This is a genomic window from Knoellia remsis (assembly GCF_003002895.1).
In the GTDB taxonomy this organism is placed as follows: Bacteria; Actinomycetota; Actinomycetes; order Actinomycetales; family Dermatophilaceae; genus Knoellia; species Knoellia remsis.
The window spans coordinates 39,349-51,873 of the sequence record NZ_PVTI01000015.1; the positions used below are offsets into that span (position 1 = coordinate 39,349).

At 69.9% G+C, this 12,525-nt stretch carries 13 protein-coding genes and 2 tRNA genes; 3 read left to right on the forward strand and 12 right to left on the reverse strand.

Going from position 1 to position 12,525, the window contains the following annotated elements:
- Positions 1 to 160: 160 nt before the first annotated feature.
- Positions 161 to 688, forward strand: coding sequence for a helix-turn-helix domain-containing protein (locus tag BCF74_RS10110; RefSeq protein WP_106297839.1), 528 nt, complete (start codon positions 161 to 163; stop codon positions 686 to 688).
- 9 nt (positions 689 to 697) lie between these two features.
- Here the strand turns inward: BCF74_RS10110 and BCF74_RS10115 are convergent, their stop codons facing one another.
- The 6 genes from BCF74_RS10115 to BCF74_RS10140 all read right to left on the reverse strand — a co-directional run bounded on the left by BCF74_RS10115 (position 698) and on the right by BCF74_RS10140 (position 3,269).
- Positions 698 to 1,768 carry a UDP-N-acetylmuramate dehydrogenase gene (locus tag BCF74_RS10115; RefSeq protein ID WP_106297840.1) on the reverse strand — a complete coding sequence of 357 codons (1,071 nt, stop codon included), beginning with the start codon at positions 1,766 to 1,768 and terminating at the stop codon, positions 698 to 700.
- Positions 1,768 to 2,190 (reverse strand): MaoC/PaaZ C-terminal domain-containing protein, encoded by a 423-nt coding sequence (locus BCF74_RS10120; protein WP_106297841.1) that lies wholly within the window; start codon positions 2,188 to 2,190, stop codon positions 1,768 to 1,770. Before BCF74_RS10120 ends, BCF74_RS10115 begins: the two co-directional genes overlap by 1 nt.
- Complete coding sequence (locus BCF74_RS10125) at positions 2,190 to 2,642, reverse strand: FAS1-like dehydratase domain-containing protein (protein WP_106297880.1); 453 nt, start codon at positions 2,640 to 2,642, stop codon at positions 2,190 to 2,192. The genes BCF74_RS10120 and BCF74_RS10125 overlap by 1 nt, the downstream gene beginning before the upstream one ends.
- 125 nt (positions 2,643 to 2,767) lie before the next feature.
- Positions 2,768 to 2,935 (reverse strand): 50S ribosomal protein L33, encoded by a 168-nt coding sequence (rpmG, locus tag BCF74_RS10130; protein WP_106297842.1) that lies wholly within the window; start codon positions 2,933 to 2,935, stop codon positions 2,768 to 2,770.
- A 143-nt stretch (positions 2,936 to 3,078) separates the two neighbouring features.
- Positions 3,079 to 3,152: transfer RNA gene (locus BCF74_RS10135), tRNA-Met, on the reverse strand.
- A 44-nt stretch (positions 3,153 to 3,196) separates the two neighbouring features.
- Positions 3,197 to 3,269 (reverse strand) — tRNA-Thr (locus BCF74_RS10140).
- A gap of 210 nt (positions 3,270 to 3,479) precedes the next feature.
- Between BCF74_RS10140 and BCF74_RS10145 the strand changes: the two genes are divergently transcribed.
- Both BCF74_RS10145 and BCF74_RS10150 read left to right on the forward strand, forming a co-directional pair.
- Positions 3,480 to 4,748: an ankyrin repeat domain-containing protein gene (locus tag BCF74_RS10145; protein ID WP_106297881.1), complete on the forward strand. Its 1,269-nt coding sequence runs from the start codon at positions 3,480 to 3,482 to the stop codon at positions 4,746 to 4,748.
- Positions 4,749 to 4,825: 77 nt separating this feature from the next.
- Positions 4,826 to 5,344 carry an ASCH domain-containing protein gene (locus tag BCF74_RS10150; protein WP_106297843.1) on the forward strand — a complete coding sequence of 173 codons (519 nt, stop codon included), beginning with the start codon at positions 4,826 to 4,828 and terminating at the stop codon, positions 5,342 to 5,344.
- Positions 5,345 to 5,387: 43 nt separating this feature from the next.
- Here BCF74_RS10150 and BCF74_RS10155 read toward each other — a convergent pair whose 3' ends face one another.
- The 6 genes from BCF74_RS10155 to BCF74_RS17340 all read right to left on the reverse strand — a co-directional run bounded on the left by BCF74_RS10155 (position 5,388) and on the right by BCF74_RS17340 (position 12,523).
- A complete protein-coding gene (locus BCF74_RS10155; protein ID WP_106297844.1) occupies positions 5,388 to 6,149 on the reverse strand; it encodes a helical backbone metal receptor in 762 nt (253 codons plus the stop codon).
- A gap of 10 nt (positions 6,150 to 6,159) precedes the next feature.
- A complete protein-coding gene (locus tag BCF74_RS10160; protein ID WP_106297845.1) occupies positions 6,160 to 6,846 on the reverse strand; it encodes a class I SAM-dependent methyltransferase in 687 nt (228 codons plus the stop codon).
- A gap of 32 nt (positions 6,847 to 6,878) precedes the next feature.
- Complete coding sequence (locus tag BCF74_RS10165; RefSeq protein ID WP_106297882.1) at positions 6,879 to 7,640, reverse strand: SDR family NAD(P)-dependent oxidoreductase; 762 nt, start codon at positions 7,638 to 7,640, stop codon at positions 6,879 to 6,881.
- A 110-nt stretch (positions 7,641 to 7,750) separates the two neighbouring features.
- The gene (locus tag BCF74_RS10170) at positions 7,751 to 8,944 is read right to left on the reverse strand and encodes a Fic family protein (protein ID WP_106297846.1); all 1,194 of its coding nucleotides are present in this window, start codon (positions 8,942 to 8,944) and stop codon (positions 7,751 to 7,753) included.
- Between the two features lie 98 nt (positions 8,945 to 9,042).
- Positions 9,043 to 12,288, reverse strand: coding sequence for a fused isobutyryl-CoA mutase/GTPase IcmF (icmF, locus tag BCF74_RS10175; RefSeq protein ID WP_106297847.1), 3,246 nt, complete (start codon positions 12,286 to 12,288; stop codon positions 9,043 to 9,045).
- Positions 12,289 to 12,355: 67 nt separating this feature from the next.
- Entirely contained in the window at positions 12,356 to 12,523 is a 168-nt protein-coding gene (locus tag BCF74_RS17340) for a hypothetical protein (RefSeq protein WP_170070206.1), read from the reverse strand.
- Positions 12,524 to 12,525: the final 2 nt, after the last annotated feature.

A 12,525-nucleotide genomic window follows, 5' to 3' on the forward strand; every position in this document is an offset into this window, starting at 1 on the left:
GTGAGTTGCGTCGACAGGGTGAAGCACAGGAACGTCTCGTGGCGGTGATGGTTGCCAGCGAGCACGGGCGGCTGTCCACACCCGACGTTCGCGGGGTCGGTTGTCCACAGATGCTCCGCACCCACTGGCGCCCTCCCACAGCGACATTCATCGTCGGTTCATGAATCCAGACCAACTCAACGACAAGATCACCGCCGAGCTCGAGCAAGCCGCGAGTCGCCTCACGGTCGCCGACGCCGTCGGACTCGCCCTGCGCGACCATCGGCGCCGGCTCGGGTTGTCCCAGCGCGCCTACGCAGCCATGCGACATCTCGGCGCCTCGACCGTGGCCCGACTCGAGACCATGGCCGGAGTCTTCCGGCTCGACACCGTCGTCGGCGCCCTCGACGGCACCGGCTACTCCCTCGCCGTCGTCCGCCTCGGTGAGGGCGAGTCGGGTGAGCTGGCCGCCGTCGTCCAGCCGACCGACTGGTCGACCACCGAGCTACTCGCTCGGGTGCGCGGAGACTCACGCCGCTTCCCCGCACATCACGAGACGATGCCGGTGACGTTCCCGCCACGCTGGTGGTGGCACCGCGAGTTCTTCACCAACGCCGGGCCGGAACCTCGGTGGTACGCCCCTCGACCCCCGCGCACGAGCCTGCCGACGGCACAGCCCGACGAGGACGAAGCCTCACCCGCCGCGTGAGAGGCCCCCTCAGAGCTCGTGACCCACGAAGACCGGCTCGTTGACGAGAGTGACCCCGAACCGGTCACGCACCCCGTCCCGAACCTCCCGCGCCAGCGCCACCACGTCCGCCGCCGTGGCACTCCCCCGGTTCGTCACCGCGAGGGTGTGCTTCGTCGACAAGGCGGCCGGGCCCGGCATACCGAAACCCTTGCCGAAGCCGGCCCTGTCGATGAGCCAGGCAGCGCTCGTCTTGACGTCACCGCTCGCGTCCGCGAACCGCGGCGGAGCGAGATCCTCCCCGAGCGCGTCCCCCACCCGCCCCTCGAGCTCGGCGAAGCGCGCCGCCGACATGATCGGGTTCGTGAAGAACGACCCGCAGCTCCACGTGTCGTGGTCAGCCGGATCCAGCACCATTCCCCGCCGGCGCCGCTGCTCCAGCACCGCCTCCCGCGCGTCGGCCAGCGGCACTCGCGCCCCCACCTCGACGCCCAGACCGCGGGCAAGATCGGCATACGCGATCGGCTGCGACCGATCCGACAGCGCGAGCTGGAAGAGCACGTCGAGGACGACGTAGCGCGTCGACGCCTTGAAGACCGAGTGCCGATAGGTGAACCCGCACTCCGACGCGGCGAGCGTGCGCACCTCCTGGGTCTCCCGGTCGAAGACCCGCACCCGCGCGATGGTCTGCGCGACCTCCTGACCGTAGGCCCCGACGTTCTGCACCGGCGTCGCACCCGCCGACCCCGGGATTCCCGACAGCGCCTCGACCCCGGACCACCCCTCGTCGACGGCACGACGCACGACGTCGTCCCACACCTCCCCGGCGGCCACCCGCACCATCGCGCCACCGCACGAGTCGGCCGACTCGACCTCGACACCCGAGGTCGCCACGCGCACCACGGTGCCGGCAAACCCTGCGTCGGCGATGACGAGGTTCGACCCGCCACCGACGACGAGCAGCGGCTCGTCCGCATCGTCGACCTCACGGATGGTGTCGACGAGCTCGTCGATCGTCTCGGCGACGACGAGCCGGCGCGCGGGTCCTCCCACCCGCATGGTCGTCAGCTCGGCGAGCGGGGCGTCGTGGAGCTCCTGCATCAGTCGAGCTGCACGACGGCGGTGCAGCGACCGAGGACCTTCGCACCGGCCGAGCTCGCCGTGATCTCGACGGTCGCGCGTCGCGACTCGGCATCCACAGCCGTGACTCGCCCGTCGACGAGCAGCTCGGCGCCCGCGGCCGGCACGACGACGGGCTTGGTGAAGCGCGTCCCGAACTCGACGACCCGGCCAGCCTCACCCACCCACTCGGCGACGACGGCACCGGCGGCACCCATCGTCCACATGCCGTGGGCGATGACGTCGGGCAGTCCGACCTGCTTCGCGAACTCCTCGTCCTGGTGGATGGGGTTCTGGTCACCGGACGCGGCGGCGTACGCCACCAGCGTCTCGCGGGTGACCGGGATCGTCTTCGGGCCGACGAGGTCACCGACCACGGTCTCGGCTGCGGTACGGACGGTCATCAGTCCTCCCCTCCCCGGACGACGATGGTGCTCGTCGACGTGCAGACCGGCTCGGCGCCGGCAGTGAGCTCCGTGCGGGTCGTGATCATCGCGTGGCCGCCGGCCATGCGGATCGAGTCGACGGTCAGCTCACCCGTCAGTTCATCGCCCGCCGTGATGGGGCGGTGGTGGACGAACCGCTGCTCGCCGTGGACGACCCGGCTGTAGTCGATCCCGGACTCGGGGTCCATGACGTAGGCGCGATCACACTGCTGCGCGATCGTCACCGCGAACGTCGGCGGCGCGATGACATCGGCGTGCCCCGCAGCCCGCGCGACCTCGGCGTCTCGGTGCACCGGGTCGTCGGCGCCCACCGCGTCGGCGAACGCGGCAATCTCAGCCGCGCTCACGGCATACGGACCGCTGGGCGGATAGGTCCGCCCGACGAAGTCTTGGTTCACGCCCTCACTCATGGCGACCACTCTAGAGACCCCGCCGCTGCGGCTGCGCTCCCCGCTCGCCCCGGGAACGACGAAGCCGCCCGGCACCGAGCGGTGGGGCGGCTTCGTCAGACGCGAGTGCGTCGCGGACGCGGAGGTCAGCGGGTCTCGCGGTGCTCCGTGTGCTTCTTGCAGCGCGGGCAGAACTTCGCAAGCTCCAGGCGGTCCGGGTCGTTGCGACGGTTCTTCTTGGTGATGTAGTTGCGCTCCTTGCACACCGTGCACGCCATGGTGATCTTGGGGCGGACGTCAGTGGCCTTGGCCATCGGGGCAACCTGCTCTCGGAAAGTCGTACGTGGTGGTGACGTGTAGGCGTCGCGCCGGTCTCGCAGCAACGCGGGCCGCGGGCGCGCGACGGTCGACACAACAGGGTACGCGACCTCGGGTATTCCCCGAAATCGCGTCCTTGTAGCGGGAGCGGGGCTCGATCCCGCGACCTCACGATTATGAGTCGTGCGCTCTAACCAGCTGAGCTACCCCGCCTTGGGGGTCGTGGGCCGCCACCTGTCGGTGATGGCCCGGACCTGAGCCCCCTGTCGGAATCGAACCGACGACCTTTTCCTTACCATGGAAACGCTCTGCCGACTGAGCTAAGGGGGCGTCCTCGGCGCCGGGTCGAGGTCTCTCGAGCTCCGGGCTGAGTGCGTCGGAGAGACTACACGGGGACCCGTCCGCCGACGAAATCCGGTGACGTCCGCTCGAGCGGGCGCGTTCGCGTGTCCGTGTCGTATGCCGTGTCGTATGCCGTTCGCGCACCTCACCCGTGACGCGCGGGTCTCGCTGCGGGAGGCTGGGAACGAGGAGGAACCCATGACATCGACACCGTTCGGCGTGGCAGGAGTCGCGCTCGCGGCCCTGGTCGCCCTCACCGCGTGCTCCTCGCCGTCGCCGACCGGTCGAGCAACGCCGACGGGCGACCGCTCCGCCTCCGAGGACCGTTCGCGCAGCGGCGGGCCCGCGACGAGCGGTGACCAATCGCTCGACCAGCAGCTGCGGGACGCCGCGTGGAAGAACGGCGTCGCGACGGCGACCCGTCTCATCGAGAAGGGCGCGGACGTCAACGCCAAGGACGAGACGCAGCAGTCGGCCTACCTCATCGCGACGAGCGAGGGCCACCTCGACCTGTTGCGGCTCACCCTCGCGAACGGCGCGAAGGTCGACGACAAGGACAGCTGGAACGGCACCGGCCTCATCCGTGCCGCCGAGCGGGGACACGCGCTCGTCGTCGGCGAGCTGCTGCGGGCCGGGATCGCGAAGGACCACGTCAACCGCATCGGCTACCAGGCGATCCACGAGGCGATCTGGCTCGGTGAGGACACCGATGCCTACGCCGACACGGTGCGGGTGCTCGTCGCCGGCGGCGTGCAGCTCGACAAGAAGTCCGGACAGGAGGGGCTGACACCGCTCGAGATGGTGCGCGAGCGCGGGTATGGCCGCGTGCGTCCGGTTCTGGAGAAGGTCGCCTCGGGTGGGGCGCCGGCTGCCGCTGATGCGAATTCGGCTCTGCTGCAGGCGGTTTCGGCCGGTGACGCAGACATGGTCGCCCTGGCTCTGCGGGCGGGGGCAGACCTCGAGACGCGGGACTCGAGCGACCGGACGGCGCTGCTGCTCGCCGCCACGGAAGACCGCGTCGACGTCGCGCGACTCCTCGTCGCGATGGGCGCCGACCCCGACGCCCGTGACAACCGACAGGACACTCCCTGGCTCGTCACCGGCGTGACCGGCAGCGTGGCGATGCTCGAAGCGCTGCTGCCCGCACGACCGGACCTGACCCTGCGCAACCGCTACGGCGGGGTGTCGGTCATCCCGGCGAGCGAGCGCGGCCACGTCGACTATGTGAGGCGGGTCGTGCAGACCGGGATCGACGTCAACCACGTCAACGACTTGGGCTGGACGGCTCTTCTGGAGGCGGTCATCCTCGGCGACGGTGGCCCGCGGCACCAGGAGATCGTGCGGATCCTGCTCGAGGCGGGGGCCGACGCCGGCATCGCGGACAAGGACGGCGTCACTGCGCTGGAGCACGCCCGCGCCAAGGGACAGGACGCGATCGTGAGGATCCTCGAGGCCGCCGAGGACTGACGACCCCCGCGCGGCTGGCCGCTGGGGAACGGCCGGATCGAGCGACAGCTCTCAGGCTCCCGTGGCAGGGTGGCTGGATGAGCGACGACATGGCGGTCGAGAGCCCTGAGGACGAGCGGGTTCGCACCTTCTGGGACATCGCGCGAGCGCAGGCGCGGCTCAACGCCGTCCCGGCGTACTTCGGGCCGAACGCGCTCGACTCGGTCCCGCCGCCGGCATGGTCGTTCGGCGCCACCGACGCCCAGGCGGACGAGCTGCTCGCCCTCGTGCTGACCGGCGCGAAGACGGCCACCGCCGGGGCCCTGTGGGACTACGAGGCCGAGGGCGAGGCCCTGCCGTCACGCGGCGCTCTGGCGATCGTCGTCGACGGGTCGGGCCGTCCGCGTGCCCTCATCGAGACGACGTCGGTGGAGATCGTGCCGTTCGACGAGGTGTCCGCGGAGCATGCGCGGCTCGAGGGTGAGGGCGACCTGTCGCTCGAGCATTGGCGCGAGGTGCACGAGCGGTTCTTCACGCAGAACGCGACCCACGACCGCGGGTTCGCGCGGGACATGCCGGTCGCGCTCGAGCGCTTCCGCGTCCTCTACGCCGACTGACCGGGGTCCCGATCTCACCCCATTGGACGCTTCGGGACTCTCGTCACCGGTCGATGGTGTCGCGCGCGGTCACGAGTGATGGGCCGTACCACGTGATGAGCCGACCGCTCACGAGCCGGGTTCCGATGTGCGAGAACGCCTCCGGCCCATCGTCGGCGGTGAAGACGTAGGGCTCGTCGGGCAGCAGCGCGACGTCGGCGAGAGCCGTGTCATCGAGGTCGGCGAGGTCCGCGTGCGGATAGCGGCCCTCGGCACCGGAAGGTGCGCGGACGGCATACCCGAGACGCGCGAGCAGGTCGGCCGTGAAGGTGGGCTGCGCGACGACCATCCACGGGTCGCGCCAGATCGGCACGACGACACGGGTGTGGGGCTTCGGGACGGGGCCGGACCAGAGGCGGTCCGCGTCGTCGAGCCACGCCGGCGCGGGCCAGCCGCACGCGTCGACGAGCAGGCGGCGCATCGAGGTGAGCGCCTGCGGCACCGTCTCGATGTCGGTGACCGAGACCGGTATGCCGTCCGCGCGCAGGCGTTCGACGTCCAGCTCGCGGTTCTCCTCCTTGTTCGCGATGACGAGGTCGGGGGTGAGGTCGGCGATGGCGCGGCGGTCGGGGTTCTTGGTGCCGCGGACGCGGGGCACGTCGAGGTCGGCGGGGTGGGTGCACCAGTCGGTCGCGCCGACGAGGGCGTCGCGATGCGTCGCGGCGACGGCCTCGGTGAGCGAGGGCACGAGTGAGACGACACGGGCGACGGGCCCCTCGGGCAGGTTGACCTCGTGGCCGAGGTCGTCCGCGAGGGTGCGGGCCATCATGGTGACCTCAGGCCCGACCGACGGCGAGGAACATCGAGAAGGTCCCTCGACCTTGGTCGTCGCCGCCGAGCTCCTTCTCGACCGAGCCGGCGTCGGTCAGGGTGACATCGCGGAATCCGTTGGCGCGCAGGCGTTCTGCGAAGCTGTCTCGGTCGAAGCCGTGGTGGCCGTCGAAGTCATCATGATGCGCGTGGAAGGCCCCGGCACGGTCGTCGTCGAGCTCGACGACGGCGAACCAACCGCCCGGCTCGAGGGTGTCGTGGACGCGGGCGAGCAGGTCGTCGATGCCGCGGACGTGGTGCAGGGCAAGCTGGGACCAGACACCGTCGAAGGAGTCGGCCGGCGGCTCGTCGCTGAGGAGGTCGAGCCGCTGGGCGACGAGGCGGTCGGTGAGGCCGGCGCGCTCGATGTTGGCGCGGGCGACCTCGACCATCCCGGCGGAGGCATCGGTGACGAGGACGGAGCCGACGCGGTCGGCCAGCGCAAGGCTCAGCTGGCCGGTGCCGCCGCCGATCTCGAGGACACGCTCGGTGCCCTGCAGGTCGAGGGCGTCGGCGAGGAGTGCCGCGGTGGAGCGGGCGCGTTCGACCTTGGCCGGGTCGTCATCCCACGTCGCCGCCGCCTCGTCGAAGTGGCTGTGGCCGCGCCCATTGGGGTGGTCGACGTGGTCGTGGTCGTGGTCAGGGTGGCTCATCGCTCCAGCCTGTCACCCGGCGCGCGCCCGCGTCAGCGGGGCGACATGCGGAGGGCGCCGTCCATGCGGATCGTCTCGCCGTTGAGGTAGTCGTGGTCGACGATCGCGAGGGCGAGCTTGGCGTACTCCTCGGGCTTGGCGAGGCGCTGCGGGAACGGCACGCCCGCGGCGAGGCCGGCGCGGAACTCTTCGGAGACGGTCGCGAGCATTGGGGTCTCGACGATGCCGGGGGCGATGGTGCAGACGCGGATGCCGTACTGCGCGAGGTCGCGCGCGGCGGGGAGGGTGAGGCCGACGATGCCGCCCTTGGACGAGCTGTATGCCGCCTGGCCCACCTGGCCGTCGAAGGCGGCGATGCTCGCGGTGTTGATGACGACGCCGCGCTGCCCGTTCTCGTCGGGCTCGGTCTGGGCGATGGCCTCCGCGGCGACGGTGAGGACGGTGAAGGAGCCGACGAGGTTGACCTCGATGATCTTGCGGTAGAGCGAAAGGTCGTGCGTGCCCTTCTTGCCGAGGATGCGGGCGCTCGGTCCGATACCGGCGCAGTTGACGACGATCCGGAGGGGGGCGCTGGCGTCGCCGCTCGCCTCGGTGACGGCGTCGCGAACTTGCTGCTCGTCGGTGACGTCGGTCGCGACGTAGGTGACCCCGTCGACGGCGGGGGCCTGCTCGATGCTCTGGGCGAGGTCGAGCGCGTAGACGCTGGCACCCTGCGCGGCGAGGGCGGCGGCGGTGGCGGCGCCGAGGCCGGAGGCTCCGCCGGTGACGATGGCTGAGGTCGAGTCGATCTGCATGGGCGTCATCTTGTCATCGCACCCGATGCACTCGGTCCTGGGTAGCGGACCTACTCCTCTGCACGCGCCGGCGACACGTTCCGCAGCCCTTCAATGGCACGGCGTCGGGCTCACCCACGGCGCGCTCGGGCAGCGAAGGCATCCAGTGCCTCGACAACGTCCGTGGCCACATAGACGACATTGCGTCGGGCGTCACCGCTCCTCTGCAGGATGCGGGCATCCACCAGCTGCCGGAGGGCGTTGTCAGCCGTGGGCTGAGAGATGCCCGCGCGCTCCTGGAGCGTCGCCGACGTGAGGGCCGGCTGGCTCAGCAACAGCGGCAGGACTCGCCAGACGGACGCGTGACGGCGCGCACTCACGCGACCGGACCACGCGGCATACACGGTCTCGAGATCACGCGCCAGGCGCCGACCGTTGTCGACGGCGGCGAATGCCGCGTGGGTGAACTGCGCGACGATCGGTCCCGGATCGCCCAGGCGATAGGCGGTGAGCGCGTCGAAGTACGCGTCCGTGTCCTTCAGCAGCCCCGCTGACACGGGCAGCGTCGTCCGGGTGGTGGCACCTCCTGCCTTCAGCAGCGCGTGCATGAGGGCCCGTCCCGTCCTGCCGTTGCCGTCGTTGAAGGGGTGGATCGTCTCGAACTGGGCGTGGGCAATCGCGACGTGCGTCAGGAGGGGAAGGTCGGTTCGTTCCGTGAAGACGCACAGGTCATCGATGCCTGCCGCGACCCGGTCATGGTGCGGGGGGACGAAGAGTGCGCCATGGGGGGTCGGAGACGGCCCGATCCAGACCTGCTCGTCGCGAAACCGGCCGGGGCGCGCGTAGTCCTCATCGCGCATGAGTGCCTCGTGGATGTCGAGGATCGCCTGAGGAGTGACGCGGTCGGCCAGGGCCACGGCGCGGTTCATCGCGTCGACATTGGCCGCGACGAGTGAGGCGTTGCTGCCGTATCTGGCCGCACCGATCTCGGCAAGGGCAAGGGCTCGCGCGCCCGTCGTGATGTTCTCGATCTGCGAGGACGACGCCGACTCGGTGCGCAGCAGGACCGAGGACAACGGCGCGAACTCGCTCGGGAACATCGCCGACAGCTCGGTGTCGAAGCGAGCGATCGCGTCTCGCGCGTCGTCGGCCTCGGCCGCCACGACGGAGTCGATGGCGAACTCCATGGTGGCGATGTCGGCCGGCACGGCAGCGGCATACGTCGGCTGGATCCTGGCTCGCTGAGCTCGCGACAGCGGCTGCTCGGACGTCGGCTCCCAGCGGATCTCTTCCCACCGGAGCGCCAGTGCAGCGGCATCAGCCACGACGCCACCTCTCAGACGAGGGAGTTACATAGGGTTTCTCAAGTAAACCCATTTAACGCCGTCACGGCAAGTGACTTCGGGAGAGGACGGTGCCGGGCTCAGACGTTGCGGCGGTACTGGCCGCCGACCTCGAAGAACGCGTCCGTCACCTGCTGCAGGGTGCACACCCGCGCGGCATCCATGAGCACCGCGAACACGTTGTCGCCGTTCATCGCGGCCTCGCGCAGCCGCTGCAGCGCCGCTTCGGCCTCTTCGCGGTGCTCCTCGCGATAGGCCCGGACGCGCGTCAGCTGCGACTCCTTCTCGGCCTCCGACGCCCGCGCCAGCTCGATGTGCTGCGGGGTGCCGCCGTCGTCACCCGACGGCTTGCGGAAGGTGTTGACGCCGATGATCGGCAGCGACCCGTCGTGCTTGCGGTGCTCGTAGAGCAGCGACTCGTCCTGGATCTTGCCGCGCTGGTAGCCGGTCTCCATCGCGCCGAGCACTCCCCCGCGCTCGTTGATCCGGTCGAACTCCTCGAGGACGGCCGCCTCGACGAGGTCGGTGAGCTCGTCGATGACATAGGACCCCTGCAGCGGGTTCTCGTTCATCGCCAGCCCCCACTCACGGTTGATGATGAGCTGGATCGCCAGCGCCCGCCGCACAGAGTCGGCGCTCGGCGTCGTCACGGCCTCGTCGAAAGCGTTGGTGTGCAACGAGTTCGCGTTGTCGTAGATCGCGATGAGCGCCTGCAGCGTCGTGCGGATGTCGTTGAAGTCCATCTCCTGCGCGTGCAGGCTCCGGCCACTCGTCTGCACGTGGTACTTGAGCTTCTGCGACCGCTCGTTCGCGCCGTACTTCTCCTTCATCGCGACCGCCCAGATGCGGCGCGCGACCCGGCCGATGACCGAGTACTCCGGGTCCATCCCGTTGGAGAAGAAGAACGACAGGTTCGGCGCGAAGTCGTTGATGTCCATCCCGCGCGCGAGATACGCCTCGACGTAGGTGAACCCGTTCGCGAGGGTGAACGCGAGCTGGCTGATGGGGTTCGCCCCGGCCTCGGCGATGTGGTAGCCGCTGATCGACACCGAGTAGAAGTTGCGCACCTTCTGCTCGATGAACCACTCCTGGATGTCGGCCATCATCCGCAGCGAGAACTCCGTCGAGAACAGGCACGTGTTCTGCCCCTGGTCCTCCTTGAGGATGTCCGCCTGCACGGTGCCGCGCACCGTCGACAGCGCCTGTGCCCGTATGCCGTCCGCCTCCTCGGCGTTCGGCTCGCGCCCCTCGCGCTCGCTGAACTTCGCGACCTCGGCGTCGATGACGGTGTTGAGGAAGAAGGCGAGGATCGTCGGAGCCGGGCCGTTGATCGTCATCGACACACTCGTCGACGGCGACGTGAGGTCGAACCCGTCGTAGAGCGCCTTCATGTCGTCGAGCGTCGCCACGGACACGCCGGAGGTGCCGACCTTGCCGTAGATGTCCGGACGCGGGTCGGGGTCGCGCCCGTAGAGCGTCACGGAGTCGAACGCCGTCGACAGGCGCGTCGCCGGCTGGCCCTCGGAGAGCAGCTTGAACCGCCGGTTCGTCCGGAACGGGTCGCCCTCCCCGGCGAACATGCGCGCCGGGTCCTCGTTGTCCCGCTTGAACGGGAAGACCCCCGCCGTGAACGGGAAGTACCCGGGCAGGTTCTCACGGCGGAGGAAGGTCACGAGGTCGCCGTTGTCGGCGAACGTCGGCACCGACACGCGGCGAATCTTGTTGCCGGACAACGACTCCTTGACCAGCGACGTGTGGAGCTCCTTGTCGCGGATCTTCACGACCTGCTCGTCACCCGAGTATGCCTCCACGACTCCCGGCCAGCGCTCGATCGCCTCACCGACCTCGGTCGGCAGCTCCTTGCGTGCCTCCGCCAGCAGCCCGTCCACCGCATGGTCCTCGTACCCCGCGGCAGCCAGCTCGTCGTCCACGAACTCGAGCCGCTGCACGCGACGCGCCTGCGCGGCATACCTCTCGGTCTGCTCGTGGTAGCCGCGGACGGTGTCGGCGATCTCGGAGAGGTAGCGCACCCGCGAGGTCGGGACGACCTGGCGGATCGTCGACGAGTGCCGCACGTCGACCGTGGGCAGCACACCCTCGGCGAACTCAAGCCCCTTCTCCGACAACAGGTTTCGCAGCTCCTGGTAGAGCGCGGTCACTCCGTCGTCGTTGAACGTCGCGGCCGAGGTGCCGAAGACCGGCATGTCCTCGGGCTTCTTGCCGAACGCCTCCCGGTTGCGCACGAGCTGGCGCCCGACGTCGCGCAGCGCGTCCATCGCGCCGCGACGCTCGAACTTGTTGATGGCGACGACGTCGGCGAAGTCGAGCATGTCGATCTTCTCGAGCTGGCTCTGTGCGCCGAACTCCGGCGTCATGACATACATCGACACGTCCGCGAACGGCACGATCGCGGCGTCGCCCTGACCGATGCCGGGGGTCTCGATGATGATGAGGTCGTATGCCGCGACCTTGAGGATCGTGATGACGTCCTCGAGCGCTTCGGGCACCTCGCGGCCACCGCGGGTCGCGAGCGAGCGGAAGAAGATCCGGTCCCCGTCGAGGGAGTTCATCCGGATCCGGTCACCGAGGAGGGCTCCACCACCGCGGCGCCGGGTCGGGTCGACGGCGACGACCGCGACGCGCAGCTTGTCCTGCTGGTCGACGCGCAGCCGGCGGACGAGCTCGTCCGTGAGGCTGGACTTGCCCGAACCGCCGGTGCCGGTGATGCCAAGGACGGGGACGTGCCGGCCCTCGGCGGCCTTCGTCAGCTCGGCCCGGTCGGCCTCCGAGAGCTTGCCCGTCTCAGCGCCGGTGATGGCCCGGGCCACGGCGGTGCGGTCCCCGGAAAGAACGGCGGACACGTCCGCCGCGCGGACGGCATACAGGTCGGTGTCGGCATCCTTGACGACCTGGTTGATCATGCCGACGAGGCCCATCCGCTGGCCGTCCTCGGGACTGAAGATCGTGACCCCGGCGTCGCGCAGGCGGGCGATCTCGTCGGCGACGATGACACCGCCGCCACCGCCGACGACCTTGACGTGGCTCGCGCCGGCCTCGCGGAGGAGCTCGACGAGGTACTCGAAGTACTCGACGTGCCCGCCCTGGTACGACGAGACGGCGACCGCCTGCACGTCCTCCTCGATCGCCGCGTCGACGACCTCCTGCACGGAGCGGTTGTGGCCGAGGTGGATGACCTCGGCGCCCTGGCTCTGCATGATGCGCCGCATGATGTTGATCGACGCGTCGTGGCCGTCGAAGAGGCTCGAGGCGGTGACGATGCGCACCGGGTTCGTGGGCACGTGCAGCTCGGGGGACGTCGCAGTCATACCCAAAATAGTAGGACGTCCAACTAATACTGGGAAGTCACCAGCAACGCGACGCCGCGGGCGCCTGTCAGATGCCGCCGCCCCAGTGCTTGTCCCGTACCGCCTGGCCCCGAGCGATGGCGCTCTCGACGGTGTCAGTGGAGGGGCTACCGCTCACGCCGGTGCTGCCGCGTCGACCCAGCCACCAGGCCGTCACGGCGATGAGGACGACGATGCCCAAGACGATCCACCACATGG